The 25,834-nt window shown below is 74.6% G+C and carries 29 protein-coding genes and 1 riboswitch; of the genes, 15 read left to right on the top strand and 14 right to left on the bottom strand.

The genetic code is table 11. The features are described 5' to 3' along the window. Positions 1–45: 45 nt before the first annotated feature. The 4 genes from HKK73_RS16255 to HKK73_RS16240 form a co-directional block, all read right to left on the bottom strand. Positions 46–1,278, bottom strand: coding sequence for an acetyl-CoA C-acyltransferase (locus HKK73_RS16255; RefSeq protein ID WP_171468395.1), 1,233 nt, complete (start codon positions 1,276–1,278; stop codon positions 46–48). A 117-nt stretch (positions 1,279–1,395) separates the two neighbouring features. Continuing rightward, complete coding sequence (locus tag HKK73_RS16250; protein WP_171468394.1) at positions 1,396–2,637, bottom strand: acyl-CoA dehydrogenase family protein; 1,242 nt, start codon at positions 2,635–2,637, stop codon at positions 1,396–1,398. A 166-nt stretch (positions 2,638–2,803) separates the two neighbouring features. Further along, positions 2,804–3,514 carry a nicotinamide riboside transporter PnuC gene (gene pnuC / locus HKK73_RS16245; RefSeq protein WP_051027656.1) on the bottom strand — a complete coding sequence of 237 codons (711 nt, stop codon included), beginning with the start codon at positions 3,512–3,514 and terminating at the stop codon, positions 2,804–2,806. Positions 3,515–3,663: 149 nt separating this feature from the next. Further along, positions 3,664–3,789: riboswitch (FMN riboswitch) on the bottom strand. A 182-nt stretch (positions 3,790–3,971) separates the two neighbouring features. Beyond that, entirely contained in the window at positions 3,972–4,730 is a 759-nt protein-coding gene (locus HKK73_RS16240) for a TetR/AcrR family transcriptional regulator (RefSeq protein ID WP_043652253.1), read from the bottom strand. A gap of 83 nt (positions 4,731–4,813) precedes the next feature. Between HKK73_RS16240 and HKK73_RS16235 the strand changes: the two genes are divergently transcribed. Beyond that, complete coding sequence (locus HKK73_RS16235; RefSeq protein ID WP_171468393.1) at positions 4,814–5,275, top strand: MOSC domain-containing protein; 462 nt, start codon at positions 4,814–4,816, stop codon at positions 5,273–5,275. A gap of 168 nt (positions 5,276–5,443) precedes the next feature. Here the strand turns inward: HKK73_RS16235 and HKK73_RS16230 are convergent, their stop codons facing one another. The 3 genes from HKK73_RS16230 to HKK73_RS16220 all read right to left on the bottom strand — a co-directional run bounded on the left by HKK73_RS16230 (position 5,444) and on the right by HKK73_RS16220 (position 6,861). Then, entirely contained in the window at positions 5,444–5,704 is a 261-nt protein-coding gene (locus tag HKK73_RS16230) for a hypothetical protein (protein WP_043652259.1), read from the bottom strand. A gap of 237 nt (positions 5,705–5,941) precedes the next feature. Further along, positions 5,942–6,229 carry a hypothetical protein gene (locus HKK73_RS16225; protein WP_137280772.1) on the bottom strand — a complete coding sequence of 96 codons (288 nt, stop codon included), beginning with the start codon at positions 6,227–6,229 and terminating at the stop codon, positions 5,942–5,944. After that, on the bottom strand, positions 6,226–6,861 hold the full coding sequence (locus HKK73_RS16220) for a TetR/AcrR family transcriptional regulator (RefSeq protein ID WP_171468392.1): 636 nt from the start codon (positions 6,859–6,861) through the stop codon (positions 6,226–6,228). The genes HKK73_RS16225 and HKK73_RS16220 overlap by 4 nt, the downstream gene beginning before the upstream one ends. Positions 6,862–7,015: 154 nt before the next feature. On the opposite strand from HKK73_RS16220, the gene HKK73_RS16215 reads away from it, so the two are divergent. Both HKK73_RS16215 and HKK73_RS16210 read left to right on the top strand, forming a co-directional pair. Further along, positions 7,016–8,851: an ABC transporter ATP-binding protein gene (locus HKK73_RS16215; protein ID WP_171468391.1), complete on the top strand. Its 1,836-nt coding sequence runs from the start codon at positions 7,016–7,018 to the stop codon at positions 8,849–8,851. Positions 8,852–8,954: 103 nt separating this feature from the next. After that, a complete protein-coding gene (locus tag HKK73_RS16210) occupies positions 8,955–9,554 on the top strand; it encodes a dihydrofolate reductase family protein (RefSeq protein WP_085387282.1) in 600 nt (199 codons plus the stop codon). Between the two features lie 36 nt (positions 9,555–9,590). Here the strand turns inward: HKK73_RS16210 and HKK73_RS16205 are convergent, their stop codons facing one another. Next, entirely contained in the window at positions 9,591–9,791 is a 201-nt protein-coding gene (locus tag HKK73_RS16205) for a DUF2510 domain-containing protein (RefSeq protein WP_021482786.1), read from the bottom strand. A 136-nt stretch (positions 9,792–9,927) separates the two neighbouring features. On the opposite strand from HKK73_RS16205, the gene HKK73_RS16200 reads away from it, so the two are divergent. Then, a complete protein-coding gene (locus tag HKK73_RS16200; protein WP_157446597.1) occupies positions 9,928–10,221 on the top strand; it encodes a hypothetical protein in 294 nt (97 codons plus the stop codon). A gap of 30 nt (positions 10,222–10,251) precedes the next feature. Here HKK73_RS16200 and HKK73_RS16195 read toward each other — a convergent pair whose 3' ends face one another. Beyond that, positions 10,252–11,145: an LLM class flavin-dependent oxidoreductase gene (locus tag HKK73_RS16195; protein WP_137280768.1), complete on the bottom strand. Its 894-nt coding sequence runs from the start codon at positions 11,143–11,145 to the stop codon at positions 10,252–10,254. 10 nt (positions 11,146–11,155) lie between these two features. Continuing rightward, positions 11,156–11,602 carry a hypothetical protein gene (locus HKK73_RS16190; RefSeq protein WP_171468390.1) on the bottom strand — a complete coding sequence of 149 codons (447 nt, stop codon included), beginning with the start codon at positions 11,600–11,602 and terminating at the stop codon, positions 11,156–11,158. A 49-nt stretch (positions 11,603–11,651) separates the two neighbouring features. On the opposite strand from HKK73_RS16190, the gene HKK73_RS16185 reads away from it, so the two are divergent. The 3 genes from HKK73_RS16185 (at position 11,652) to HKK73_RS16175 (ending at position 14,465) form a co-directional block, all read left to right on the top strand. Beyond that, on the top strand, positions 11,652–11,951 hold the full coding sequence (locus tag HKK73_RS16185) for a Dabb family protein (RefSeq protein ID WP_137280767.1): 300 nt from the start codon (positions 11,652–11,654) through the stop codon (positions 11,949–11,951). 156 nt (positions 11,952–12,107) lie between these two features. Beyond that, a complete protein-coding gene (locus tag HKK73_RS16180) occupies positions 12,108–13,031 on the top strand; it encodes an LLM class F420-dependent oxidoreductase (protein WP_031315298.1) in 924 nt (307 codons plus the stop codon). 99 nt (positions 13,032–13,130) lie between these two features. Next, positions 13,131–14,465 carry a uracil-xanthine permease family protein gene (locus HKK73_RS16175; protein WP_043652277.1) on the top strand — a complete coding sequence of 445 codons (1,335 nt, stop codon included), beginning with the start codon at positions 13,131–13,133 and terminating at the stop codon, positions 14,463–14,465. Positions 14,466–14,543: 78 nt separating this feature from the next. Here the strand turns inward: HKK73_RS16175 and HKK73_RS16170 are convergent, their stop codons facing one another. Genes HKK73_RS16170 through HKK73_RS16160 form a run of 3 tightly spaced genes read right to left on the bottom strand, consistent with a single transcriptional unit; the run spans position 14,544 to position 16,175 of the window. Continuing rightward, positions 14,544–15,152 carry an N-acetyltransferase gene (locus HKK73_RS16170; protein ID WP_085387287.1) on the bottom strand — a complete coding sequence of 203 codons (609 nt, stop codon included), beginning with the start codon at positions 15,150–15,152 and terminating at the stop codon, positions 14,544–14,546. A gap of 50 nt (positions 15,153–15,202) precedes the next feature. Next, positions 15,203–15,853 (bottom strand): LytR C-terminal domain-containing protein, encoded by a 651-nt coding sequence (locus HKK73_RS16165; RefSeq protein ID WP_043652283.1) that lies wholly within the window; start codon positions 15,851–15,853, stop codon positions 15,203–15,205. A 25-nt stretch (positions 15,854–15,878) separates the two neighbouring features. Then, positions 15,879–16,175: a type II toxin-antitoxin system VapB family antitoxin gene (locus tag HKK73_RS16160; RefSeq protein ID WP_021480409.1), complete on the bottom strand. Its 297-nt coding sequence runs from the start codon at positions 16,173–16,175 to the stop codon at positions 15,879–15,881. A gap of 229 nt (positions 16,176–16,404) precedes the next feature. Here HKK73_RS16160 and HKK73_RS16155 point away from each other — a divergent pair, with 229 nt between their 5' ends. From HKK73_RS16155 to HKK73_RS16120, 8 genes are all read left to right on the top strand, one after another. Then, a complete protein-coding gene (locus tag HKK73_RS16155; RefSeq protein ID WP_163188684.1) occupies positions 16,405–16,542 on the top strand; it encodes a hypothetical protein in 138 nt (45 codons plus the stop codon). Beyond that, on the top strand, positions 16,539–16,628 hold the full coding sequence (locus HKK73_RS16150; protein ID WP_021480408.1) for a potassium-transporting ATPase subunit F: 90 nt from the start codon (positions 16,539–16,541) through the stop codon (positions 16,626–16,628). Before HKK73_RS16155 ends, HKK73_RS16150 begins: the two co-directional genes overlap by 4 nt. Further along, positions 16,628–18,301, top strand: coding sequence for a potassium-transporting ATPase subunit KdpA (kdpA, locus tag HKK73_RS16145; RefSeq protein WP_171468389.1), 1,674 nt, complete (start codon positions 16,628–16,630; stop codon positions 18,299–18,301). Before HKK73_RS16150 ends, kdpA begins: the two co-directional genes overlap by 1 nt. A 3-nt stretch (positions 18,302–18,304) precedes the next feature. Then, entirely contained in the window at positions 18,305–20,458 is a 2,154-nt protein-coding gene (gene kdpB / locus HKK73_RS16140) for a potassium-transporting ATPase subunit KdpB (RefSeq protein ID WP_171468388.1), read from the top strand. 26 nt (positions 20,459–20,484) lie between these two features. Beyond that, positions 20,485–21,099 carry a potassium-transporting ATPase subunit KdpC gene (kdpC, locus tag HKK73_RS16135; RefSeq protein ID WP_086149782.1) on the top strand — a complete coding sequence of 205 codons (615 nt, stop codon included), beginning with the start codon at positions 20,485–20,487 and terminating at the stop codon, positions 21,097–21,099. A 2-nt stretch (positions 21,100–21,101) separates the two neighbouring features. Beyond that, positions 21,102–23,615 carry an ATP-binding protein gene (locus tag HKK73_RS16130; RefSeq protein WP_171468387.1) on the top strand — a complete coding sequence of 838 codons (2,514 nt, stop codon included), beginning with the start codon at positions 21,102–21,104 and terminating at the stop codon, positions 23,613–23,615. After that, entirely contained in the window at positions 23,612–24,322 is a 711-nt protein-coding gene (locus HKK73_RS16125; RefSeq protein WP_021483553.1) for a response regulator, read from the top strand. Before HKK73_RS16130 ends, HKK73_RS16125 begins: the two co-directional genes overlap by 4 nt. A 131-nt stretch (positions 24,323–24,453) precedes the next feature. Beyond that, positions 24,454–24,948: a hypothetical protein gene (locus HKK73_RS16120; protein ID WP_114552754.1), complete on the top strand. Its 495-nt coding sequence runs from the start codon at positions 24,454–24,456 to the stop codon at positions 24,946–24,948. 28 nt (positions 24,949–24,976) lie between these two features. Here the strand turns inward: HKK73_RS16120 and HKK73_RS16115 are convergent, their stop codons facing one another. After that, on the bottom strand, positions 24,977–25,804 hold the full coding sequence (locus HKK73_RS16115) for a hypothetical protein (protein ID WP_061268970.1): 828 nt from the start codon (positions 25,802–25,804) through the stop codon (positions 24,977–24,979). Positions 25,805–25,834: the final 30 nt, after the last annotated feature.

The raw sequence follows: 25,834 nt of genomic DNA, 5'->3' as shown, positions 1-25,834 counted from the left end.
GGTCGGCTCGCGCGGCGGAGCCCCGACGGGGGCCCGCCCGGAGGGTCAGACGCGCAGGACGAGCGCGTCCCCCTGACCGCCGCCGCCGCACAGCGCCGCCGCGCCGACGCCGCCCCCGCGGCGACGGAGCGCGAGCGCGAGGTGCAGCGCGAGCCGAGCGCCCGACGCGCCGACCGGGTGGCCGAGCGCGATGGCGCCGCCGTCGGCGTTGACGACGTCCGCGTCGATGCCGAGGTCCGCGACCGACTGCAGCGCGACGGCGGCGAACGCCTCGTTGATCTCCACGAGGTCGAGGTCCGCCGCGGCGATCCCCTCGCGCTTCACGGCGGCCTCGATGGCCCGCGCCGGCTGGGAGTGCAGCGAGTTGTCGGGTCCCGCGACCTGCCCCGCCGCACCGATCTCGGCGAGCCACGGCAGGCCGTTGCGCTTCGCGAAGGCGCGGCTCGCGACGACGACCGCCGCCGCGCCGTCGGACAGGGGCGAGCTCGACCCGGCGGTGATGGTCCCGTCCCGCACGAAGGCCGGGCGCAGGCGCTCCAGGGCCTCGAGCGTCGTGTCGGCGCGCACGCCCTCGTCGTGCTCGACGACGACCGGCTCGCCCCGCCGCTGCGGCACCTCGACGGGGGCGATCTCCTCGGCGAGCCGCCCGGCGTCGCGCGCCGCGGCGGCCCGCTGGTGCGAGCGCAGCGCGAACGCGTCCTGCTCCGGGCGGCCGATGCCGCGCGTCGCGCAGCCGCGGTCGGTGAGCTCGCCCATGACCTCGCCGCTGAACGGGTCGTTGAGGCCGTCGTGCGTGAGCGAGTCGGCCATCGTCACGTCTCCGAACGCGAACCCGGAGCGCGACCCGACGACGAGGTGCGGCGCGTTCGTCATGGACTCCTGGCCGCCCGCGACGACGACGCTCGCCTCGCCCGTGCGGACCAGCCGGGCCGCGTCGATGATCGCGGTGAGGCCCGAGAGGCACAGCTTGTTGATCGTCACGGTGGGCACGTCCCAGCCGAGGCCCGCGAGGATCGCGGCCTGGCGCGCGGGGCCCTGCTTGGCGCCCGCCTGCACGACCTGCCCGACGATCACCGTGTCGACCTGCTCCGGCGCGACGCCCGCGGCCGCGAGCGCGCCGCGGATCGCGTGCGCGCCGAGCTCGGCCGCCGAGAGCGAGGCGAGCGCGCCGCGGAAGCGCGCGAACGGGGTGCGCGCGCCGTGCAGGAGGACCGGGGTGACCTCGTCCTCGGGGGTGACGGCGGCGGCGTCGGGCAGGGGGCTGGCGTCGGTGCTCATGGGACTCCGATCCGGGAGAGCGAGGAGACGGGGCGAACAGGAAGGAGCCCCGGCGCCGCGAGGAGGGGCGAGCGGCGCCGGGGAGCGGGGGGGGGAGGGCATGCGCCCTCGGGACCGTCAGACGAACGCGGAGACGCCCGTGATGTCGCGCCCGACGATGAGCGCCTGGACCGACTCGGTGCCCTCGTACGTGTGCAGGGCCTCGATGTCGGCGAAGTGCCGCGCGACGCGGTTCTGGAGCAGGATCCCGTTGCCGCCGAGCAGGTCGCGCGCGCTCGCCGCGACCTCGCGCGCCCCGCGGGTGCACGTGTACTTCGCGAGCGACGCCTGCGGGCCGGTGAGCGTCCCCGCCTCGTCGAGCCGCGTCATCTGCGCGACGAGGAGCTGGAGCTGCGTGATCGTCGAGAGCATCCGCGTGAGGCGCTCCTGCACCATCTGGTTCGCGGCGAGCGGGCGCCCGAACTGGACGCGCTGCTTCGCGTACGCGACCGCGGCCTCGTAGCACGCGACCGCGTGCCCGACGGCGGCCCACGCCACCCCGAGGCGCGTCGCGAAGAGCACGCGCGACGTGTCCTTGAACGACCGCGCGCCGGGCAGGGCGTTCTCGGCGGGGACGAACACGTCGTCGAGCACGACGTGCGCCTGCCAGATCGCGCGGAGCGACACCTTGCCGGTGATGGTCGTGCCCGTGTAGCCCGGGTTGTCCTGCGGCACGACGAACCCGTGGACCTGGCCATCGCCGTCGTCGCCGACGAGGCGCGCCCACACGACCGTGATGTGGCCCGACGACCCGTTGCCGATCCACTTCTTCTCGCCGTTCAGCACGTAGCCCTCGACGCCGTCGCGCGTCTCCTTGCGCGCCGTCGTCTCGAGCGAGACGGAGTCCGAGCCGTGGGTGGGCTCGGTGAGCGCGAACGCACCGAGGATCTCCCCGCGCGCCATGGGCTCGGCGTACTTCGCCCGCTGCTCGTCGGAGCCGAGCATCTGGATGCTGCGCAGCGCGAGACCGCCCTGGACGCCGCAGATCGTCGCGACGGAGCCGTCGCCGCGCGACATCTCCATGGCGGCGAGGCCGGCGGCGAGCTGGCTCACGTGCGGACGACCGTCGACGTCGACGCCGTCACGCAGCAGGTCGAGCTCGCCCATGCGCTTGACGAGGTCGAACGGGACCTCGGCGCGCTCCCAGTAGTCGTCGATGACGGGCAGCACCTCGTCCTGGACGAACTGCCGGACGCGCTGCAGGTGGGCGCGGTCCTCCTCGGTCGCGTCGGCGAACGCGCCGGCGTAGTCGAGGTCGAGCGGGGTCGCGAGGTCGTAGGTGGGCTCGGTGACGCCGGGCATGATCGGGGTGGTGGGCATCGGTGCTCCCCTGGGAGGGCGGCTGCGGTCGGTCGACCGTCCTCGACGCGGTTGCCCGGGGTGCGGGCCCGGCGTCGGCGGCGGTCCCTCCCATAGTGCAGCGATACCCCGTCTCAGTCAATCGAGACGGGGTATCGGTGTTGGGTTGGGTCGGGTGACCGGCGGGTCAGGCGGGCGCGCCCGCCGCCGCGGCGTCCGCCTCGGCAGCGGCGGCCGCGCGGCGGTTGACGCGCCACCACACGAAGAACCCGACGAGCGTGAACGCGCCGTAGAACACGTACATGAACGCGGACGCGTAGAAGCCGGCCGAGATCAGCAGGGGCACGCCCACGACGTCCACGGCGACCCAGATGAGCCAGAACTCGACCCAGCCCTTCGCCATGCCGTACGTCGCGAGCAGCGAGCCCATGAAGATCCACGCGTCGGCCCAGACGGGCTCGTACGACTCGAGCGCGCGGAAGACCGGGGTCAGGAGGGCTGTGCCGCCGACGAGCGCGACGACGAGGAACACGCGCTGGCGCCACGACGCCCAGCGCGGCACGACGGCGACGCCGTGGCTGTCCGCGTCGGCGTCACCGAGCCGCGCCTGGGTCTTGCGCCACTGCACCCACCCGTAGACCGACACGACGACGAACATCACCTGGCGGCCCGCCTGGCCGAGCAGGTTGACGGGGTTGGGCGTCGCGAACACCGCGCCGAGGAACACCGTGAGCAGCAGCAGGTTGCCGACGATGCCCACGGGCCACGCCCACACCTTGCGCCGCATGCCGCCCAGCGCCGACGCCAGGCCGAACCCGTTGCCCACGATCTCGCGCCACAGCAGATGCTGGTCGCCGATCGTCAGCTGCGCGTCGAACAGCGCGTGGATCAGGTCCATCGGATGTCCTCGTCCTCCCGGGCACGGGCGCTCCGGGGTGAGGGCGGGCGGCCGGGCCGGGCCACGAGGGCCCGACGGCGTCGCTCACCACGGCGAGACCGCGCCCCGTCGCGCGGGCTCGCGAGAGCCCGGCCGAGGACGGCCGCGCCGCACGTGCTTCCTCCCATCCGGACTGTCACCGTCGGTCCTGGAGTTCCACCAGGTCAACCGCGCGTGGGCGCGGGTCGCGGACTGTCACCGCCGGCTCGGAATTGCACCGACCCCGGAGCACGTTCGTGCGTACTGCGTTCTGCAACCGCCGATGCTACTCGCGCATTCCCCGAGCACGGGACTCGCCCCGCACCGTCCCACGGACTGGAACACGATGCGACCCTGCGCCGCCGAGCAGGTGGTCCTGGTCCGTCCGCGGGCGCAGACGAACCAGGACGACCTGCTCGGCGGGGCGGGGCAGGAGGGGTCAGGCCAGGGCGTCGCGGACGGCGCGCGCGACGTCGTCCGCGACGCCCTGCGCGTCCGCGTCCGCGTCCACCACGGTCACGACGACGCGGCGCGCCGCGGGCACGCCGTCCCCGCTGCGCTCCCGGGCGGCGCCGTCCGGCGCGGCGTACCGGCCGACGGCGGCGCGGCGCAGGTCCGCGAACGCCTCCTCGAGCTGGGGGCGCAGGTCCTGCTCGGGGGAGCGCAGCCACCGGCGCAGGAGCGCGTTGTGCACGGCGACGACGGACGCCGCGAACGCGATGGACGCCGTCGAGCGGCGCTCGTCCGGCGGGAGCGCGTCGCGCAGGTACGCGGTGAACGCGCGCTCGTAGCGGTGGGTCGTGACGAGCTCGCGGTCGCGCAGCGCCGGCACCTGCTGGAGTAGCTGCCAGCGGGCCAGGGACGTCTCGCGCTGCCCGACGTGGTGGTCGAACACCAGCCGCGCCGCGCGGCACACCTCGAGGTACGGGTCGACCGTCGGGTCGGGCGTGAGGTGCCCCTCGGCGTCGGGCACGGGCCGCGTCGCGGCGAGCATGACGACGACCTCGTCGAGCAGGAGCTCGTGGTCCGCGAAGACCACGTCCTCCTTGGACCCGTAGCGGCGGAAGAAGGTGGCGCGGCTGACCTGGGCGGCGTCGGCGATCTCCTCGACGGTCGTCTGCTCGTACCCCTTGCGGGTGAAGAGCTCGATCGCTGCGTCGACGGCCTGGGCATGGGTGCGGCTGCGGACGTCGGTCATGCACCGGACGGTACACCGGTACCCGGCGCTCGCCCGGCCCGGGGCGGTGGCCCTGCGGCGGCGCCGGGTGCGAGGCTGGGGCCATGCCCGACCAGCCTCGCGTGCACGCGATCCACGTCGCGAAGGCCCGTCGACTCCCGACGCGGGTCGTCGCGGCGGTCGAGGCGGAGGAGGGCAAGGGCCTCGTCGGCGACCGGTACCACGGGTCGAAGCACCGGCACGTGACGATCCAGACGCTCACCGACCTGGCGGCCGCCTCCGCGGACCTCGGGCAGGAGATCGACCCCGGTCTGACCCGGCGCAACGTCACGCTCACCCACGGCGACCTGCCCACGAAGCCGGGGTCGTTCCTGCGGATCGGGGACGTCGAGCTCCAGGTGCTCCGGATCGCCGCGCCGTGCCGCCTGCTCGACGACTGGATCGCGGCCGGCGCGATGCGCGCGATGCACGCGCGGGGCGGCGTCGTGTGCCGGCTGCTGTCGTCCGGCACGGTCCGGGCGGGCGACGTCGTGGTGTGGGACGAGGCGGCCGCCGGCGGGGCCTGAGCCCCGGGGCGGCCTCCGGCCCTACGGTGGCCGGGCGCGTGCCGTCGGCAGCGGCGCCCGTGCTTCGACGGTAGACCCGTGGTGGCCCCGCGTCGATGGCTGGGGCGGGTGAGACCGCGGGCGTCGGCGAGATCCCTGGTGCGCGGGCCGCGGGCGCCGGACCGAGGGTCAGCCGCCGAGGAACGCCTTCATCGCGAGGGTCGAGAAGAGCACGGCTCCTGCGGCCACGGCCAGCGCGACGACCCAGCCGTTCGCCCGCTCGACCGGGGGGACGGCGGGCCGACGCGCGGGGGCCGCGCCCCGCCGTCGGGCCCGGGACGCGCGGCGCGCGGTGAAGCGCAGGCCGCGCGCTGCCGCGCGCGCGGACGGCTGGTCGGGTGCGCCGTCGTGGGCGGGGAACGCGGTGTCCCGGGCGGGGGTGGGGGTCACGGTGCGCCTCCGGAGGTTGGCCGGCGCCGCTGACCGGCGCCGTACGGCCAGTCTTCCCCGCGGCGCACCTCGGGCGCGTCGCCCGTCCGGTGGATCCTGCGGCCCACCGGGGTGCGACCTCCGGATGACGAGCGCGTGGTCCTCGTGGCCCGCGAGGTGCACGCTCTCGCGCCGCCGACCGCACGACCGACCCCACGGCCGATCGCACGACGGCCCGGACGAGCGACCGCCCGGCGGTCAGCGCGGGGCGTTCTCCTGGTACCGGGGCCGGCCGCCCCGGGCGGCGCGCTGCAGGTAGCGGACCTCGCGCAGCGCGACGGCCGCGGCGACCACCAGCGGGACCCACGCCCAGACCCGGCCGCGCAGCACGAGCACGAGGCACACGACCGCGACGACGATCCCACCGAGCACGGTCGCGACGCTCGCCCAGCGCACGCCGGTCCGGACGTCGTCGGCCCGCTGCCACCAGCGGCGCAGCCGCTCGCCGAGGCCGGGGCGGGGTGCCGGCCCCGGGCTGACGCTCATGCGCGCGCCTCGCGCGTGAGGGCGACGCCCTCGATACTGCGGACGGCCATGCGGAGCGCGTCGGCGCGCGAGATCTCGCCGTCGTCGGCCATGGACCACGCGTTGAACAGCATCCACCACAGGGTGCGGACGATCCATGCCACGCTGAGCTGGTCGTCGACGACGCCGGCCTCCTGCCCGCGGCGCAGCAGCTCCCGCACCGGCTCCTCGGCCTGCTCGGACTCGGCCCAGAACGCGGACTCGGCGTCGGCGAGCTCGGTGAACAGCACCATGTACCAGGGGCCGAGGTCGAAGTACTCGAAGGCGAGGCGGCGCAGCGCCGCGGCCGGGGGCCCGTCGTCGAGCCGCGCGGCGGCGATCGCCGCGCGCGTGCGCTCGACGGTCTCGGCGCCGATCGCCTCGACGAGGTCGGCGCGCTCGGGGAAGTAGCGGTGCAGGGTCGTGCGGCCCACCTGGGCGGCCTGCGCGACGTCGCCGAGCGACGCGGACTTGTCCGTGCTGAGCACCGAGACGGCCGCGTCGAGGATCGCGCGCCGGGTCCGGGTGCGGGTGCCGCTTGTGGGCGGCGCGTCGGGAGCCGCTCCGGAGGGCGTGGCCGCGGGGGTGCTCCGCGCGCTCGTTCGTGCCGTCACGCGGCCCACGATAGCCCGCGCCGTGACGGAACGCCGCTTGTCACGGATGGAACACCCATGTTCCACTAGGGGCGTCGAGCGCCCCGGCGCACGACCTCCCGCGCCGCGTCAACGACGGTTGACACGAGAGAGGATGTCAACCATGGTTGACGACATGTCCCCGACCTCCACCACGCCCGAGGCCCCACCCGCTCCTCGCGACGCCACCCCGCGGGGCCCGTTCCTCCCGCGCCTCGCGGTGCTGTGGCAGTTCGTCCGCCCGCACCGCCGGACCCTGCTGCTCGGCCTCGTGCTCGGTCTCGGGACGACGGCCGCGACCCTCGCGACGCCGATGGTGACCAAGTGGGTGCTCGACACGCTCGGCACGGGGGAGTCGCTGACCCCGGCCGTGCTCACGCTCGTCGGGCTGCTCGTCGTCGGGCTCGTGCTCGGGCTGTGGCAGTGGGTCCTGCTCGGCACGCTCGCCGAGCGCGTGGTGCTCGACGCGCGGTCGTCCATGGTGCGGCGCTTCTTCCGCGCGCGGATCGGCGCGCTCACCGGCCGCCCGACGGGCGAGCTCGTCACGCGCGTCACGTCCGACACGGTGCTGCTGCGCGAGGCGGCGTCGTCGAGCCTGGTCAACCTCGTGAACCTGGCGGTGTCCCTCGTGGGCACGGTCGTTCTCATGGGCGTGCTCGACCTCGTCCTGCTCGGCACGACGCTCGGGGCGATCGTCGTCATCGGCGTCCTCGTGGGCGCCCTCATGCCCCGCATCGCGAAGGCGCAGGAGAAGGCGCAGGAGTCGCTCGGCAGCCTCGGCGGCACGCTCGAGGGCGGGCTGCGGGCGATCCGCACGATCAAGGCGAGCCGCGCGGAGGGCCGCCAGATCGACCGCGTGCTCGACGACGCGCAGGACTCCGCGCGCCACAGCGTGCGGGCCGTGCGGACCGAGGCGGTCGCCTGGAGCATCGCCGGGGGCGGCATCCAGCTCGCGATCATCGTCATCCTCGCGCTCGGCGCCTGGCGCGTGGACCAGGGGCTCCTGGCCGTGTCGAGCCTCGTCGCGTTCCTGCTCTACGCGTTCCAGATCGTCGAGCCCGTCACGGGGCTGACCATGAACGTCACCCAGCTCCAGGCCGGCATCGCGGCCGCAGGGCGGATCCGCGAGGTCCAGGCCATCGAGCCGGAGGAGGACGACGACCCCGCCGCGCGTCGTCCGGCCGGGATGGGCGCGCCGTCGGGCACGCCGGCCCCGCACGACGCGCCGCGGCTGTCCCTGCGCGGCGTCACCGCGCGCTACCTGCCGGGCGGCGAGCTCGTGGTGCGCGACCTCGACCTCGACGTGCCGCCTCGCGGGCAGGTCGCGATCGTCGGCCCGTCCGGGGCGGGCAAGACCACGACCTTCTCGCTCCTGCTGCGCTTCCTGCAGCCCGAGTCGGGGCGGATCCTCCTCGACGGCGTGCCCTACGACGACCTCACGTTCGACGACGTGCGGCGCCGCTTCGCGTACGTCGAGCAGGAGACCCCCGTCGTGCCGGGCACCATCCGCGAGAACCTGCGCCTCTCCGACCCCGCCGCGACCGAGAAGGCGATGTGGGCGGCGCTCGCGCAGGTGCGTCTCGACGCCAAGGTGCGCTCGCTGCCCGACGGCCTCGACACGTCGCTCGTCGGGACGACCGTCTCGGGTGGCGAGCGCCAGCGCGTCGCCCTCGCGCGCGCCGTCCTGCACGCGCCCGACGTGCTGCTCCTCGACGAGGCCACCGCCCAGGTCGACGGGCTCACCGAGGCGGCCGTGCACGCCGTCATCGAGGACCTGGCCCGCGACCGCGCCGTCGTGACCATCGCGCACCGCCTGTCCACGGTCATCGACGCCGACGTCATCCTCGTCATGGAGGACGGCCGCGTCCGCGCGCGCGGCACGCACCCCCAGCTCCTCGCGACCGACGAGCTCTACCGCGAGCTCGTCGCCGCCCTCCGCATCGCCACCGAGGAGGCCCGCGCACCGCGCTGACCCGGGTGCGGCGATGAGTTCCGCGCCCGCCCGCGGTCGGACGTGTCGTCAGGACGGACGACGGCGGCCGCGGCGCACGCGGGCCGCGGAGGGTGAGGGCGGCATGGGGAACGTGACGTGCGACGTGGCGGTGTCGGTGGACGGGTACTCCTCGCGCCCCGACCAGACGCTGGAGCACCCGTTCGGCGCGGGCGTGGACCTGCACCGGTGGATGGTCGAGACCGCCGACGAGAACGCGGCGGAGATCGCCGCGATCGTCGACGCGGGGGCGTTCGTCATGGGCAGGAACATGTTCACGCCCGGGCGAGGGGAGTGGGACCCGGACTGGCAGGGCTGGTGGGGCCCGGAGCCGCCGTACCACGCGCCGGTGTTCGTGCTCACGCACCACCCGCGCGAGCCGCTCGTCCTGGAGGGCGGGACGACGTTCTTCTTCGTCACCGACGGCGTCGCGTCAGCCGTCGCGCAGGCGCGGGAGGCCGCGGGGGACCGGGACGTCGCGATCGCGGGCGGGGCCGCGACCATCAACCAGGTGATCGCGGCGGGGCTGCTCGACGAGCTCCGGCTGCACGTCGTGCCCCAGGTCCTCGGCCACGGCGACCGCGTGCTCGACGGCGTCCCGCCCCTCGCGCTCGAGACCGTCGCCGTGCGGGCGGCGTCCCAGGTGACCCACGTGACCTACCGCGTGCGGGGGCCGCTCGGCTGACGCGTCTCCCGGCGGGCGGCTGTCCCGGCAGGGGACTCAGCCGAGCACGGCGAGGAGGAGCGGCGCCGCGACGACCAGCACGACCACCGATCCGAGCACGACGACCCGCCGCCACGGGCCGACGTCGTCCCGCGCCCGGCGCTCGCGCGTCCGGTCGGTCCACGCCGCGCCGTCGTACCAGCGCTCGCTCCCCGAGCCCGGTGCGTCCGCGTACCACCCCGCCGGTGCCTTGCGCACGTCGCCTCCTCGCGTCCCGGTCCGGTGAGCCCTCGCACGACATGTGTCGCGGGCCCTCTGTCTCTGACACGCAGCGACGCCCCGAGAGGTTCCACCCGAGCGGGAGGACGGGGAGGAGGTGCGGCACACTGTGCGCGTGGAGGACACCCCGGAGGCGCGCAGCGGCCCCGAGCTCGACCCCGTCGGGGCGTGGGGCCTCGTGGTCAGCCTCGTGCTGGGCGGGGTCGCCGCCGTGCTGTCGCTCGTCGGCTACCTGGTCGACCTGCCGCCGTGGCTCGTGGGCGTCTGCCTGGGTGCCGCGGTCCTCGGGGGGATCGCCGCCGCCGTCTTCTCCGCGCGCCTGGCGCGCCTCGAGCAGAGGTCGGCCGGGCGTGTGCTGTGGGAGACGGTGACGGCCCCGGTCCGGTTCGTGCTCGACGTCCTGTTCTAGCCCGTCACCCGAGGCGTGACGGCCCGCGCTCTACAGCCGGGCGACCTGCGCGGCGCCGTCGGTCGCGATCTGCTCGAACACGCGCTCGTCGGCCGCGAACTGGGTGCCCGGGATGGGCCGGTGGACGACGATCTCCGTGATGCCGGCCTCCGCGTACCCGTGCGCCGTCTCGACGAACGCGTCGACCGACTCCAGCGCGGGGTCTGGAGTGAAGCCCGTGAGCAGGATGCGCGCCACCGACCCCGGGTCGCGACCGGCGTCGCGGCACGCCGCGTCGAGCCGCTCCACCTGGTCGCGGACGGCAGCGCGCGACTGCGCCGGGGTCGCGTCGTCCCCGAGGCGGCCGTCGCCCGTCGTCACCCACGCCTGCCCGTAGCGCGCGGCGAGCCGCAGCCCGCGCGGGCCGGTCGCGGCGACGGCGAACGGCACCCGGGGCGACTGGACCGGCCCGGGGATGGTCCGCGCCTCGTGCGCCCGGTAGTGACCCTCGACGTGCGTGACGGCGGGCTCGGTGAGCAGGCGGTCGAGCAGGATCGTGAAGTCGCGCAACCGGTCGGCGCGCTCCCGGGCCGACCACGGCTCGCCGCCGAGGACCGTCGCGTCGAAGCCCGTCGTCCCCGCGCCCAGGCCGACGGTCACGCGCCCGCCCGACAGGTCGTCGAGCGTCATGACGTCCTTCGCGAACGTCACCGGCTCGCGGAAGTTCGGCGACGACACGAGCGTGCCCAGCCGCACCCGCTCGGTGACGCCCGCCGCGGCGGCGAGCGTCGGGACCGCGCCGAACCACGGGCCGTCGCGGAACGACCGCCACGACAGGTGGTCGTACGTGTAGGCGGCGTGGAACCCGAGGTCGTCGGCGGACCGCCACACGTCCCGGCCCTCGCGCCACGGGTAGATCGGCAGGATCACGGTGCTCACGCGCATGGTCGCCAGCCTAGGGACAGCGGCCCACGCTGTCCGCCCGCCGGGTGTATCGCAGGAACGGCGTGGTCGTCCCCTCCGGGCACAGGTCGACGTCCGTGGCGAGCGCCCGGCCCGTCTTAGCGAGGAAGCGGCAGACCGCGTCGAGGGTGTGCTGGTCGTGGATCTCCCGGGCGTCGACGTCGAAGGCGATCTCGTCGTCGGGCCACAGGAACAGGTTCACGGAGACGCCGGGGGCGGGGCGGACGAAGACCGTCGGGAGCGCGTGGTCCGCGGCGCGGTGGAGGGCGCCGCCGTCCCACGGCCGGCCGTCCCGCTCGACGGACCAGCCGAGCGCGCGGTACCGCTCGACGAGCCGCGCGCCGTCGGACGCCCGGCTGCCACGCACGGACCCGTCCGGCAGGCGACCCTCGACGCTCTCGTCGAAGAACCTCGCGACGTCACGCCAGAGGATGCGCACGCGGCGAGACTAGCGGGCGCCGGTCACGTGCCCCGTCTACCGTGGCGAGGTGATCCAGCACACCGTCGCCTTCCGCCTCGTCCACCCCGCCGGCAGCGCGGAGGAGGCCGAGTTCCTCGGCACCGCCCGCACGACGCTCACCGGGGTCCCGGGCGTCCGGGACTTCACCGTCTCGCGCCAGGTGAGCCCGAAGAGCCCGCTGACGTTCCAGTTCTCCATGGTGTTCGACGACGACGCCGCGTACGCCGCGTACGACGCCCACCCGGACCACCGCCGCTTCGTCGCCGAGCGGTGGGTCCCCGAGGTCGCGGAGTTCCAGGAGCTCGACCTCGTCCCTCTGGCGGACTGACCGCACCGTCCCCGCCGTGACCAGCGAGGGAGGACGTCCGGGCGCGAGGTAGAGCTCCGCGCGTCCTCGTTCGCGACCGCACGTCCTACCTCGCGGAGCGGGCGTCGTGGGGGCGGGGGCGGGCGCGCGGTGTGGCAGGGTGACGGCATGACCCAGATCGACCTGCGCATCTTCACCGAGCCCCAGCAGGGCGCGTCGTACGACGACCTCCTCGCTGTCGCGAAGGCCACCGAGGACCTCGGTTTCGACGCCTTCTTCCGCTCCGACCACTACCTCGTCATGGGCGACGGCGACGGGCTGCCCGGCCCGACCGACGCCTGGACGACGCTCGCCGGCCTCGCCCGCGAGACGAGCCGCATCCGGCTCGGCACGCTCGTGTCGTCGGCCACGTTCCGCCACCCCGGCGTGCTCGCGATCCAGGTCGCGCAGGTCGACCAGATGTCGGGCGGCCGCGTCGAGCTCGGCCTCGGCGCGGGCTGGTACGCCCGCGAGCACGAGGCGTACGGCATCCCGTTCCCGGAGAAGCGGTTCGGGATCCTCGAGGAGCAGCTCGCGGTGATCACCGGGCTGTGGGAGACGCCGGTCGGCGAGACGTTCTCGTTCAGCGGCGAGCACTACACGCTCACGGACTCCCCGGCCCTGCCGAAGCCCGCCCAGGAGCGCGTCCCGGTGATCGTCGGCGGACACGGGCCCCGGCGCACCCCGGCGCTCGCGGCCCGGTACGCCAGCGAGTTCAACGCGGCGTTCCCCGACCCGGGCGTCCTGCCCGACCGGTTCGAGAACGTGCGCGCCGCGTGCCTCGACGCCGACCGCGACCCCGACTCGCTCGTGTACTCGGCGGCGTTCGTCGTCGCGGTGGGCAAGGACGAGGCGGAGTTCCGCCGTCGGGCCGACGCGATCGGGCGCGAGCCCGACGAGGTCCGCCGCAACGGCCTGGCCGGCACGGTCGGCGAGGTCGCGGACAAGATCGCGGCCGCCGCAGAGCAGGGCGCGACGCGCTTCTACCTCCAGGTGCTCGACCTGCACGACCTCGACCACCTGGAGCTCGTCGCGAGCGAGGTCGTGCCGCAGCTGCCGTGACGCCCGTGCCCACGGGTCGCCCCGGAAACACCGCCGTGACGTCGGGCCACTACCCTGCACCGGGGGTTTTTTCACACGGGCTTCACGGACGGGAGAGACATGAGCGCCATCGGGTGGCGGTTGCACGGTGACGGGAAGACGGTCCGACCGGGGGACGTCGTCGACCCGGACGAGCGTCTGACCTGGCCGCGGACCATCGGGATCGGGATGCAGCACGTCGTCGCCATGTTCGGCGCGACGTTCCTCGTGCCGCTCCTCACGGGCTTCTCGCCCGCGACGACGCTGTTCTTCTCGGCGATCGGCACGGTCGGGTTCCTGCTCATCACGCGGAACCGCCTCCCGAGCTACCTCGGGTCGAGCTTCGCGTTCATCGCGCCGATCGGCGCGGCGACCGCGTCCCAGGGTCAGTCGGTCGCGGTCGGCGGGATCCTCGTCACGGGCCTCGTGCTCGCGGCCGTCGGTCTCCTGGTCCACGTCGCGGGCGCGCGGTGGATCGACGTCGTCATGCCGCCGATCGTCACGGGCACGATCGTCGCGCTCATCGGGCTCAACCTCGCCCCGGCGGCGTGGGGCAACTTCCAGCAGGCGCCGGTCACGGCCGTCGTCACGCTCGCCGCGATCATCCTCGTGAGCGTCCTGTTCAAGGGGATCCTCGGGCGGCTGTCGATCCTCGTCGGCGTGGTCGTCGGCTACGTCGTGGCCGTGATCCAGGGCGAGGTGTCATTCGACGAGGTGCGGAAGGCTGCCTGGGTCGGGCTCCCGGAGTTCGTCACGCCGACGTTCGACGTCGCCGTGCTCGGCCTGTTCGTCCCGGTCGTGCTCGTGCTCATCGCGGAGAACGTCGGGCACGTGAAGTCGGTCGCCGCGATGACGGGCAAGAACCTCGACGACCTCACCGGCCGCGCGCTCTTCGCCGACGGCCTCGCGACGACGTTCGCGGGCGTCGGCGGCGGGTCGGGCACGACGACGTACGCCGAGAACATCGGCGTCATGGCCGCGACGCGCGTCTACTCGACCGCGGCGTACTGGGTCGCGGCGGCGACCGCGCTGGTGCTCTCCTTGTCGCCGAAGTTCGGCGCGCTCATCGCGACGATCCCGGTCGGCGTCCTGGGCGGTGCCGCGACGATGCTCTACGGCATGATCGGCATCCTCGGCGCGCGCATCTGGGTGCAGAACAAGGTGGACTTCTCCGACCCGGTCAACCTCACGACCGCGGCCGTGCCGCTCGTCGTCGGCATCGCCAACTTCACGTGGGCCGTGGGCGACCTGACGTTCGAGGGGATCGCGCTGGGCACCGCCGCGGCGCTCGTGATCTACCACGTGATGCGGAACCTCTCGCGGTGGCGCGGCACGACGCAGGAGCCTGCCAGCCCGGCGTCGGCCCCCGGGGGCGACGAGCCCGCCGTCCACGAGACGGTCGAGGACGCCCGCTGACGCGACGCGCGGGAGCGGCCTCCTCGGAGGCTTCACGAAGACGACGGCCCGGCAGGCGCGAGCCCGCCGGGCCGTCGGCTAGAGGCGCAGGCCCAGGACGAGGCCCTCGGCGACGTCGAGCCGGGTGAAGCCGAGGTGCTCGTAGAAGCCGATCGCGGACGCGTTGTCCTCCGCCACGCCGAGGTGCACCCCGGGCGACCCGGCGGCGCGCAGCGCGTCGAAGAGCACCTCCATGAGGCGGCGGCCGTTGCCGCCGCCCTGGGCCGACGGCAGCAGGTCGACGTGCAGGTGCGACGGGTAGTCGCCGAGCACGGACGGGTCTGTGCGGTGCGGGCGGTGGATCTGCTCGACGAGCGCCTCGTCGCGCGACCCCGCGGGGAAGCTCCCGAGGGGGTAGCGCTCCCGGAGCGGCGGCCACCACTCGCGCTCGCACCGGTCCTCGAACGCGGCGGTGTCGCGGGCGCCGAGCACGTAGCCGGCGGCGACGCCGTCGGCCTCGACGACGGACGCCAGGCCCGGCTCGAGCGCGAGGTACGCGCCGAGGTAGACCTCGCCGAGCAGGCGCTGGTCGGTGTAGAGCCCGCTCGCGTCGGCGCCGGACGCACCGGTCCGCAGGCAGATCTCGTACAGGCGGTCGACCTCGGCGGGGTCGGTGGTCCGGGCGGGCCGGAGGGGCAGGGTGCTCATGGGTACCGTTCGGCGGTCAGGGTGCCCGGCGGGCGCCGGGCCGGGACGTGCTAGCCCTCGGCGGGGGGCACGGGCAGCGGGCGGGGCGTGATCTCCTCGATCGGGACGCACCCTGCACGGCTCTCGAGCGGGACGTCGCCGGACAGGCCGACGAGCTCCGGGTCCACGATGTTCTCGAAGTCGGCGCCCACGTAGAGGTCGACGGTCGCGTCCTCGCGCGCGTCGAGCACGAGGCCCGGGTTCTCGTAGTGCGCGGCGAGGGTGTACGCCTGCGCGACGCCCGCGGCACCGAAGTGGATCTGCGTGCGCGACACGACGTCGGACTTCCCGTCGCCGTCGAGGTCCGGGGCGTTGCCCGTCGAGAGCACCGCGAACCCGCGCGACGTGAGGATGTCCTGGTTGAGCCGGCCCAGCGGGTCGTCCTTGCCGGACGCGTTGTAGACGTTGACCTGGATGTCGCCGGTGGCGACGGGCAGGGTGCCGTCCGCGAGGCAGGGGACCTTGACGTCCGCGAGGTCGTCGACGGCCTCGGGGGAGGACAGCTCCCGGTCGAACGGCGCCTCGATCGCGCCGGTGTACACGGCGAGGGCGCCGATCCCGACGACGGCGAGCGCCGCGATGAGCAGCCCGAACACGACTGCCTGGCGCTCGTGCATGCGCCGGCGGCGGACGGCGCGCGCGGTGTCGGGGCGGAGTGTCACGCCAGCAACCTACCGGACCGGCCGCTCATCGCAGCGTCAGCACGCGCGCGTGCAGGATCGCCCGCTGCTGCAGCGCGGCGCGGACGGCGCGGTGCAGGCCGTCCTCCAGGTAGAGGACGCCGTCGAACTCGACCACGTGCGCGAACAGGTCGCCGAAGAACGTGGAGTCCTCGGCGAGGAGCGCGTCGAGGTCGAGCGTGCGCTTGGTGGTGACGAGCTCGTCGAGGCGCACCTGACGCGGGGGCACCTCCGCCCAGTCGCGGGCGGTGACCCGGCCGTGGTCCGGGTAGGGGCGCCCGTCGCCGACGGCCTTGAAGATCATGCGGGACATCCTAGGTGCCCGACGGCGCGCACCGCCCCCGATGGCGGGGCGTCGGTCACGCACTCGTCACGAACTCCCCACGGGAACCGACGGGCTCGTCCGCGACCGCCCGCACCGAGGGCCGAGCGTCAGGAGATCGTTAGCGTCGCGCCCCCGCCCGTATGGGTCCCGTGAGGACGGGCTCCGCCGCCCCGGAGCGGGTGTTCGATCGTCGTCGGCGCCCCGTCCGATGGGTGCCCGGCCGCCCGACAGGGGGCCGTCGGTCTCGACCTGGGGACGTCTCGTGCTCGACATCGTCTACGTGCTCGGCGTGATCGCCGTGTTCGTGCTGGTCGCCGGAATCGGGAAGGCGGTGGAGAAGCTGTGATCGTGCTCGAGCTCCTCGCCGTGGCTCTCGGTGCGGCGGCGATCGTGTATCTCGTGGTGGCGCTCGTGAGACCGGAGCGCTTCTGATGACCTGGATCTTCGCGCTCCTCGCGCTCGGGACCGTCGCCCTGGTCCTCGCGGCGCTCTACCGCCCGCTGGGCGACCACATGGCGCGGGTCTACTCCACGCCGAAGGACTGGCGGGTGGAGCGGGGCCTGTACCGCGTCCTGGGCGTCGACCCCCGCTCCGAGCAGACGTGGCCCGCCTACCTGCGCAGCATCCTCGCGTTCTCGGCCGTGGGCCTCGTGCTGCTCTACCTGCTCCAGCGCACGCAGCAGTGGCTGCCGTACTCGCTCGGGCTGCCCGCGCCGTCGGAGCACCTCGCCTTCAACACGGCCGCGTCGTTCGTGGGCAACACGAACTGGCAGTCGTACTCGCCGGAGCAGACGCTCGGCTACACCGTGCAGCTCGCCGGGCTCGCGGTGCAGAACTTCGTGTCCGCGGCGGTCGGCATGGCGGTCGCCGTCGCGCTCGTGCGGGGCTTCGCGTACCGCCGGGTCGGCACGATCGGCAACGTCTGGGTGGACCTCGTGCGCGGGTGCCTGCGCATCCTGCTCCCGATCTCCCTCGTCGGCGCGGTCGTGCTGCTCGTCGGCGGGGTCGTGCAGAACTTCGACGGCTTCACGCAGGTCACGACCCTCGCGGGCGGCACCCAGAGCGTGCCGGGCGGGCCGGTGGCCTCGCAGGAGGTCATCAAGCTGCTCGGCACGAACGGCGGCGGGTTCTTCAACGTGAACTCGGCGCACCCGTTCGAGAACCCGTCGGCGTGGACGAACGTCGTCGAGGTCCTGCTCATGCTCGTCATCCCGTTCTCCTTGCCGCGCACGTTCGGCCGCATGGTCGGCGACGACCGCCAGGGCTACGCGATCCTCGCGACGATGGGCGTGCTCTTCGTGGCGTCGTTCGTCGCGCTCACCGCGCTGGAGTCCGCCGGGAACGGCACCGCGCCGCAGCTCGCCGGGGGTGCGATGGAGGGCAAGGAGGCGCGGTTCGGGATCATCGGCTCGACCCTCTTCGCCACCACGAGCACCACGACGTCGACCGGCGCGGTCAACTCGATGCACGACTCCTACACGGCGCTGGGCGGGATGCTCCCGCTGCTCAACATGATGCTCGGTGAGGTCGCCCCGGGCGGCGTCGGCTCCGGGCTCTACGGGATGCTCGTGCTCGCCGTCATCGCGGTCTTCATCGCGGGCCTGCTGGTCGGACGCACGCCGGAGTACCTGGGCAAGAAGATCGGGCCGCGCGAGATCAAGCTCGCGAGCCTCTACATCCTCGTGACGCCGACGCTCGTGCTCGTCGGCACGGCCCTGAGCTTCGCGATCCCGCCCGTGCGCGAGAGCGTCGAGACGGTGTCGATCTGGAACCCCGGCGTGCACGGCACGACCGAGGTGCTGTACGCCTTCACGTCCGCGGCCAACAACAACGGGTCGGCGTTCGCCGGGCTCACCGCGAACACCCCGTGGCTCAACACCGCGCTCGGCGTCGCGATCCTGCTCGGCCGGTTCGTGCCGATCGTCCTCGTCCTCGCGCTCGCGGGCTCGCTCGCGCAGCAGGACAAGGTGCCCGCCACCGTCGGCACGCTGCCGACCCACCGCCCCCAGTTCGTGGGGCTCCTGATCGGCGTGGTGGTCCTCCTCACCGCGCTCACGTACTTCCCCGTTCTCGCGCTGGGTCCCCTGGCTGAAGGGCTGCTGTAACCCATGTCCACGCTCACCCACCCCTCCCCGCGCGCCGTGCGCCAGCCGGCCGCGACCACCGGCGGCCTGTTCACCTGGTCGCAGGTGCGCCAGGCGCTGCCCGGCGCGTTCCGCAAGCTCGACCCGCGCCAGATGTGGCGCAACCCCGTGATGTTCCTCGTCTGGGTCGGGGCCGCCCTCACCACCGTGATCGCGGTCGTCGAGCCGTTCCTCGGCGGCCCGGAGGAGTCGGGCGGCACGCCCGTCCCCGGGTCCTTCACGGCGGTCATCGCCGTGTTCCTCTGGCTCACGGTCCTCTTCGCCAACCTCGCGGAGTCGGTCGCCGAGGGCCGCGGCAAGGCCCAGGCCGACTCGTTGCGCCGGACCCGCACCGCGACCGTCGCGCACCGGGTCGCCGCGTACGACGAGACGGGCGACCCCGGCGCCCTGCGCGCCCGCGCGGTCGAGGTGTCCTCGGCCGACCTGCGGCTGGGGGACGTCGTCGTCGTCGAGGCGGGGGAGCTGGTCCCCGGCGACGGCGAGATCGTGTGGGGCATCGCGTCGGTCGACGAGTCCGCGATCACGGGCGAGTCCGCACCGGTGATCCGCGAGTCGGGCGGCGACCGGTCCGCCGTCACCGGCGGCACGCGCGTCCTGTCGGACCGCATCGTCGTGCGCGTCACCTCGATGCCGGGCGAGACGTTCGTCGACCGGATGATCGCGCTCGTCGAGGGCGCGAGCCGGCAGCGCACGCCGAACGAGATCGCGCTGAGCATCCTCCTCGCGTCGCTGTCGATCGTGTTCGTCGTGGTCGCCCTCACGCTCAACCCCGTCGCGTCGTACGCGGCGAGCCCGGTGAGCGTCGCGGTGCTGGTCGCGCTCCTCGTCTGCCTCATCCCGACGACGATCGGCGCGCTGCTCTCGGCGATCGGCATCGCGGGGATGGACCGCCTCGTGCAGCGCAACGTGCTCGCGATGTCCGGCCGCGCGGTCGAGGCGGCGGGCGACGTCACGACCCTCCTGCTCGACAAGACGGGCACCATCACCTACGGCAACCGGCAGGCCGCGCGGTTCGTCGCGCTGCGCGACGTCGACGAGCGCGAGCTCGTCCGGGCCGCCGCGCTGTCGTCCCTCGCGGACCCGACGCCGGAGGGCACGTCGATCGTCGAGTTCGCGCGCCGCGGGGGCCTCGACGTCGGGCCGACCGCGCCGGGCGAGATCGTGCCGTTCACGGCGCAGACCCGGATGTCGGGGCTCGACGAGCCGGACGGGACCAAGATCCGCAAGGGCGCCGGGTCCGCCGTGACGGCGTGGGTCGAGCAGGGCGGCGAGCGGGCGGCGTCGAGCGTGCTCGCGGAGCTCGACGACGTCGTGGAGGAGGTCGCGCAGTCGGGCGGCACGCCGCTCGTCGTCGCGGTGCGGACGCCGGACGGCGCGAGCCGCGTGCTCGGCGTCGTCCACCTCAAGGACGTCGTCAAGGAGGGCATCGCGGACCGCTTCGCCGAGCTGCGGTCGATGGGCATCCGCACGGTGATGATCACGGGCGACAACCCGCTCACCGCCGCCGCGATCGCGCAGGAGGCGGGCGTCGACGACTTCCTGGCCGAGGCCACGCCCGAGGACAAGCTCGCGCTCATCCGCGCCGAGCAGGAGGGCGGCAACCTCGTCGCGATGACGGGCGACGGGACGAACGACGCGCCCGCCCTGGCGCAGGCCGACGTGGGCGTCGCGATGAACTCCGGCACGTCGGCCGCGAAGGAGGCCGGCAACATGGTCGACCTCGACTCCGACCCGACGAAGCTCATCGACGTCGTGCGCATCGGCAAGCAGCTCCTCATCACGCGCGGGGCGCTCACCACGTTCTCGATCGCCAACGACGTCGCGAAGTACTTCGCGATCATCCCCGCGATGTTCAAGGGCGTGTTCCCCGGCCTCGAGGTGCTCAACGTCATGGGCCTCAGCTCGCCGTCGTCGGCGGTGCTGTCGGCGATCGTCTTCAACGCGATCGTCATCGTGCTGCTCATCCCGCTCGCGCTGCGCGGGGTGCGGTACCGGCCGGCCGACGCCTCGACGATCCTCGGGCGGAACCTGCTCGTCTACGGCGTCGGCGGCCTCGTGGCCCCGTTCGTCGGCATCTGGCTCATCGACCTCGTCGTGCGCCTCCTCCCCGGCTACTGACCCGCACGACGACCAGGAGAACCTCCATGAACACCACGGCACGCAGCACCGGGCGGGTCGTCTGGGTCGCGACCCGGGCGATGCTCGTCCTCACCCTCCTCCTCGGCGTCGGGTACACGCTCGTCGTCACCGGCGTCGGGCAGCTCGTCCTGCCCGCCCGCGCCGACGGCTCGCTCGTGCACGACGGCGCGGGCCGGGTCGTCGGGTCGGCCCTGCTCGGGCAGGCGTTCACCGACGCCGACGGCGACCCGCTGCCCGAGTACTTCCAGCCCCGCCCGTCGGCCGCGGGCGACGGGTACGACGCCGCGGCGTCGTCGGGCTCGAACCTCGGCCCCGAGAACGCCGACCTCGTCGCCGCGATCACGGAGCGGCGCGCCCAGGTCGCGGAGCTGGAGGGCATCGACCCGGCCGACGTCCCCGTGGACGCGCTCACGGCCTCGGGCTCCGGCCTCGACCCCCACATCAGCCCGGCCTACGCCGCCGTCCAGGTCGACCGCGTCGCGGCGGCGCGCGGTCTGACCGCCGCGCAGGTCGAGGAGCTCGTCGCGCGGCACACTGGGGGGCGTGCGCTGGGGTACCTCGGCGAGCCGACGGTGAACGTGCTCGAGCTCAACGTCGCCCTGGACCGGATCGGAGGCTGAGCATGGCGCGCGGACGGCTGCGGGTCCTCCTCGGCGCGGCGCCCGGCGTCGGGAAGACCTACGCCATGCTCGAGGAGGGCCGCCGTCTGCGCGACGAGGGCCGGGACGTCGTGGTCGCGGTCGTGGAGACCCACGGCCGCGCCGCGACGGCGGCCATGGCGGAGGGCCTCGAGGTGGTGCCGCGCGTCCGCGTGACCCACCGCGGCGTCGAGCTCACGGACCTCGACCTGGACGCCGTCCTCGCGCGGCGCCCGGACGTCGCGCTCGTCGACGAGCTCGCGCACACGAACGCGCCGGGCCTCGCCCACGAGAAGCGCTGGCAGGACGTCGACCGGCTGCTCGACGCCGGGATCGACGTCATCTCGACCGTCAACATCCAGCACATCGAGTCGCTCAACGACGTGGTCGAGAAGATCACGGGCGCCGTGCAGCGCGAGACGATCCCCGACGCCGTCCTGCGCGGCGCCGACCAGATCGAGGTCGTCGACCTCGCGCCCCAGGCGCTGCGCGACCGCCTCGCCGGCGGGTACGTGTACCCGGCCGAGCGCGTCGACGCGGCGCTGTCGAACTACTTCCGCCTCGGCAACCTCACCGCGCTGCGCGAGCTCGCGCTGCTCTGGCTCGCCGACGAGGTGGACGCGGCGCTCCAGCTCTACCGGACCGAGCACGGGATCGACAGCACCTGGGAGGCGCGCGAGCGCGTCGTCGTGACGCTCACGGGCGGCCCCGAGGGGGAGACGCTCGTGCGGCGCGGCGCCCGGATCGCCGCGCGGTCTGCGGGCGGCCAGCTCCTCGCGGTGCACGTCACGACGCAGGACGGCCTGCGCGACGCCGCCCCCGGCGCGCTCGCGCACCAGCGCGCGCTCGTCGAGCAGCTCGGCGGGACGTACCACCAGGTCGTGGGCGACGACGTCCCCACCGCGCTCGTCGAGTTCGCCAAGGGCGTCAACGCCACGCAGCTCGTCATCGGGGTATCGCGCCGGGGCCGGCTCGCGTCGGCCCTCAGCGGCCCCGGCATCGGGGCGACGGTCACGCGCGAGGCGGGCAACATCGACGTCCACATCGTCAACCACGCCGCCGCCGGGGGAGGGGCACGCCTGCCCCGCTCGGGCGGCGCGCTCACCCTGCGGCGTCGCGTCGCGGGGTTCGTCCTCGCGCTCGTCGGCGGACCGCTGCTCACCTGGCTCCTCGTCACGGCGCGCGACGAGGACACGCTCGTGACCGACGTCCTGGCGTACCAGCTGCTCGTCGTCGTCGTCGCGCTCGTCGGGGGCGTCTGGCCCGCGGTCTACGCCGCGGTCCTGTCGGGCGTCACGCTCGACTACTTCTTCGTCGAGCCCCTGCACACGATCACCGTGGGCGAGCGGTTCCACCTCGTGGCCCTCGTCCTGTACGTCGTCATCGCCGTGCTCGTGAGCGTCGTCGTCGACCGCGCGGCGCGCACGACCCGGGCGGCCCGGCGCGCGGCCGCGGAGTCCGAGGTGCTCGCCACGGTCGCGGGCAGCGTCCTGCGCGGGCAGGACGCCGTGCAGGCCCTCGTGAGCCGGGCGCGCGAGGCGTTCGGCATGGTGGGGGCGCGGCTCGTCGTCTCCGGGACGGAGCTCGCGGCCGACGGCGACCCGGGGCCGGGTGCGCCCAGCACGACGGTGCGCGTGGACGACCGCGCTGACCTCGAGCTGTTCGGGCCGGACCTCGCCGCGTCCGAGCGGCGCCTGCTCAACGTCATCGCCGTCCAGCTCGAGGCGGCGCTCGAGCACAGCGACCTCGCCGAGGTCGCGAGCGAGATGGACCAGCTCGCCGAGTCCGACCGCGTGCGCAGCGCGCTGCTGTCGGCGCTGAGCCACGACCTGCGCCGCCCCCTGAGCGCCGCGACCGCCGCCGTGAGCGGCCTGCGCTCGACGCGCGGCGCGCTCAGCCCCGCCGACCGGGACGAGCTGCTCGCGACCGCCGACGAGAGCCTCGGCGCGCTCGGCACGCTCATCACCGACCTGCTCGACGTGAGCCGGCTGGAGGCGGGCGTCCTCGGGGTGTCGCGCACCGAGGTCGAGCCGGCCGACGTCGTGCTGCCGGCGCTCGACGAGCTCGGTCTCGGGCCCGCCCAGGTGGAGCTCGACCTCGAGCTCGACGTCCCCGCGGTCGTCGCCGACCCGGTGCTGCTCCAGCGCGTGCTGGTCAACCTGCTCGCCAACGCGACGCGGCACTCGCCGCCGGACGAGCGCGTGCGGATCTCGACGAGCGCGTTCGGGGGGTCGGTCGAGATCCGCGTCGTCGACCACGGCCCGGGCATCCCGCCCGAGCGGCGCGAGGACGTGTTCGTGCCGTTCCAGCGCCTCGGCGACACCGACAACACGACCGGCCTCGGGCTCGGCCTCGCGCTGTCGAAGGGGTTCGTCGAGGGCATGGGCGGCACGCTCACCCCCGAGGACACCCCCGGCGGAGGGCTCACCATGGTCGTGGCCCTGCCCGCCGCGGGCCCGACGCCCCACCCCGACGCACCGGAGACCAGCGCGCCATGAAGATCCTCATCGCCGACGACGACCCGCAGATCCTGCGCGCCCTGCGCATCACCCTCACCGCGCAGGGCTACGAGATCATCACGGCGACCTCGGGCTCGCAGGCGATCGCGCGCGCGATCGACCACCGGCCCGACGTCCTCATGCTCGACCTCGGCATGCCCGAGCTCGACGGCCTCGACGTGATCCACGCCGTCCGGGGCTGGTCGGACGCCCCGATCCTCGTGGTGTCCGGGCGCACGGGCGCCGCCGACAAGGTCGAGGCCCTCGACGCGGGCGCCGACGACTACGTCACGAAGCCGTTCTCCATCGAGGAGCTGCTCGCCCGCATCCGCGCGCTCACGCGCCGCGTCGCGCACGAGGACTCCGCGCCGGTCGTCGTGCTGGGCGACGTGACGGTCGACCTGTCGGCCCACAGCGTCGTGCGCGTGCGCGACGGCCAGACCGAGCAGGTGCGGCTCACCCCGACGGAGTGGCAGGTGCTGGAGCGGCTCGTCCGCAACCCGGGCAAGCTCGTCACGCGGCAGACGCTGCTCACGGAGATCTGGGGCTCCCAGCACGTGAGCGACACGGGCTACCTGCGCCTGTACGTCGCGCAGCTCCGCAAGAAGCTCGAGCCGGAGCCGGCGGCCCCGCGCTACCTGCTCACCGAGGCGGGCATGGGCTACCGCTTCGAGCCGGACCCCGGGGCGCCGACCGCGGCGTCCTGAGGGCCGTCCGCGGGCGGCTTCCCGACGGGCGGCGACCACGCCCGTCGGGAGGCCGTGAGGATCCGGGCGCGGGCCGTGTGCGTTCCGTCAGGCCCGGTCTCCGCCCCCGCCGCGCGCGGTAGACCGGAGCCATGACCCTCGTGCACACCGCGTTCGCCGCCCGGCTCGCCGCGCTGCGCGGCGCTCCCTCGTCGGCCTGGCCGGGCGGCACCGTCCTCGCCCCGCACGACGTGCTCGTCGACGGGACGAGCCTCGCCGCCTGCGCCCGGCTGCGCGCGACCCCGACCGTCCACGTGCCCGCGAGCGCCGACCCGGGCCGCGTCGGGCGGCTGTGGGAGGCGTCGCCGCGGTGCGTCGTGCTCGCCGGGGTGGAGGACGTCGTCCCGCGCCTCGGGGGCCACCACCGGCAGGTGTGGCTCGACGCCGACCTCGACGCGTGCGGCGCGGTGGTCGAGGAGGCCCGGCTCGTCGGCCGCGTCTCGGCGACGCCCCTGCGCCGTTTCACCGTGCACCCCGCACCCGGTCGCGCCGGGGGCGTCGCGCGGCTCCCCGAGGACCTGCGGCGTGGTGACGTCGTCGCGGTCCCGTGCCCCGGCGTCGTCCACGAGCGCGAGCTCCGGCGCTGAGCGGGAGCCGCGGGCCGTGAGGGGACCGCTACGGTGTCACGGGGCCCGCGGCGTCGTCGACGAGGCGCGCGAGCTCGCGCACGACCGCACCCGGCAGGGCCGGAGGGAAGAGCAGCGCGCGCTGCCGCTCGCCCGCCCGCCAGCCGTCGCACGCGAGCGCCGCGAGCACGAGGGACGACGGCGCGCCCTCCTCCCGCCACGCGCGCAGCACGTCCGCGTGGACGGTGTGCTGGCCCTCGGGCACGTCGTCGCGCGCCACCCCGCCGAGGGCGTAGAGGCGCAGGAGCGCCGCCGCCTTGCGCGAGTCGTCGAGCGCCGCGACCGACGCCGCGACCGCGGCGCGCGACGGGTCGAGCCGCAGCGGCGAGAGGTCGTCGAACCCGGACTGCACGACCTCGATCGCGACGTCGTCGACCAGCGTCTCCGCGTCCCCGAACATCGACCGCAGGGTCGACTCGCTGCGGTCGCACCGCCGCGCGACCGCGGCGAAGGTGACGTTCTCGACCCCCTCCTCGAGCGCGACCCGCAGCACCGCGTCCACGAGCGGGCGCTCGTCGTCGCGGAACGGGTCCTCGTCGAGCTCGACGTCGCGGAACACGACGGCGCGCGCGGGCGGCCGGACGTCGGCGTACCGGGAGAGGTCGTCGACGAGCTCGTCCCACTCCGTCTCGGTGAACCGGTACGCGTCCTGGTACAGGCCCAGCCACGTGCCCTCGAGCGCGAGGGCCGCGACCCACGTGCGCGGCTCGCGCGCTCCGGCACCCTCGGTCGGCTCCCGCGTGGGGATCGCGTCGACCCACTCGTGCAGGGTGGCCCTGGCCGAGCGCGTCGCGTCGCTCCGGTCGGGCGTGGACATGACCGTCACCTCCGTGGTCGGAAAAGGTGG

The organism is Cellulosimicrobium sp. 72-3 (assembly GCF_013127315.1).
In the GTDB taxonomy this organism is placed as follows: Bacteria; Actinomycetota; Actinomycetes; order Actinomycetales; family Cellulomonadaceae; genus Cellulosimicrobium; species Cellulosimicrobium funkei.
Note: the sequence above shows the minus strand (reverse complement) of the source record. Positions and strands in the feature narration are given on the sequence as shown.

Bases quoted from the DNA above. Each gene is read 5' to 3' on its own strand.
- HKK73_RS16255 (WP_171468395.1), bottom strand. From the start codon at position 1,278: ATGAGCACCGACGCCAGCCCCCTGCCCGACGCCGCCGCCGTCACCCCC.
- HKK73_RS16250 (WP_171468394.1), bottom strand. From the start codon at position 2,637: ATGCCCACCACCCCGATCATGCCCGGCGTCACCGAGCCCACCTACGAC.
- pnuC (WP_051027656.1), bottom strand. From the start codon at position 3,514: ATGGACCTGATCCACGCGCTGTTCGACGCGCAGCTGACGATCGGCGAC.
- HKK73_RS16240 (WP_043652253.1), bottom strand. From the start codon at position 4,730: ATGACCGACGTCCGCAGCCGCACCCATGCCCAGGCCGTCGACGCAGCG.
- HKK73_RS16235 (WP_171468393.1), top strand. From the start codon at position 4,814: ATGCCCGACCAGCCTCGCGTGCACGCGATCCACGTCGCGAAGGCCCGT.
- HKK73_RS16225 (WP_137280772.1), bottom strand. From the start codon at position 6,229: ATGAGCGTCAGCCCGGGGCCGGCACCCCGCCCCGGCCTCGGCGAGCGG.
- HKK73_RS16215 (WP_171468391.1), top strand. From the start codon at position 7,016: ATGTCCCCGACCTCCACCACGCCCGAGGCCCCACCCGCTCCTCGCGAC.
- HKK73_RS16210 (WP_085387282.1), top strand. From the start codon at position 8,955: ATGGGGAACGTGACGTGCGACGTGGCGGTGTCGGTGGACGGGTACTCC.
- HKK73_RS16195 (WP_137280768.1), bottom strand. From the start codon at position 11,145: ATGCGCGTGAGCACCGTGATCCTGCCGATCTACCCGTGGCGCGAGGGC.
- HKK73_RS16175 (WP_043652277.1), top strand. From the start codon at position 13,131: ATGAGCGCCATCGGGTGGCGGTTGCACGGTGACGGGAAGACGGTCCGA.
- HKK73_RS16170 (WP_085387287.1), bottom strand. From the start codon at position 15,152: ATGAGCACCCTGCCCCTCCGGCCCGCCCGGACCACCGACCCCGCCGAG.
- HKK73_RS16160 (WP_021480409.1), bottom strand. From the start codon at position 16,175: ATGATCTTCAAGGCCGTCGGCGACGGGCGCCCCTACCCGGACCACGGC.
- HKK73_RS16155 (WP_163188684.1), top strand. From the start codon at position 16,405: ATGGGTGCCCGGCCGCCCGACAGGGGGCCGTCGGTCTCGACCTGGGGA.
- kdpA (WP_171468389.1), top strand. From the start codon at position 16,628: ATGACCTGGATCTTCGCGCTCCTCGCGCTCGGGACCGTCGCCCTGGTC.
- kdpB (WP_171468388.1), top strand. From the start codon at position 18,305: ATGTCCACGCTCACCCACCCCTCCCCGCGCGCCGTGCGCCAGCCGGCC.
- kdpC (WP_086149782.1), top strand. From the start codon at position 20,485: ATGAACACCACGGCACGCAGCACCGGGCGGGTCGTCTGGGTCGCGACC.
- HKK73_RS16130 (WP_171468387.1), top strand. From the start codon at position 21,102: ATGGCGCGCGGACGGCTGCGGGTCCTCCTCGGCGCGGCGCCCGGCGTC.
- HKK73_RS16125 (WP_021483553.1), top strand. From the start codon at position 23,612: ATGAAGATCCTCATCGCCGACGACGACCCGCAGATCCTGCGCGCCCTG.
- HKK73_RS16120 (WP_114552754.1), top strand. From the start codon at position 24,454: ATGACCCTCGTGCACACCGCGTTCGCCGCCCGGCTCGCCGCGCTGCGC.
- HKK73_RS16115 (WP_061268970.1), bottom strand. From the start codon at position 25,804: ATGTCCACGCCCGACCGGAGCGACGCGACGCGCTCGGCCAGGGCCACC.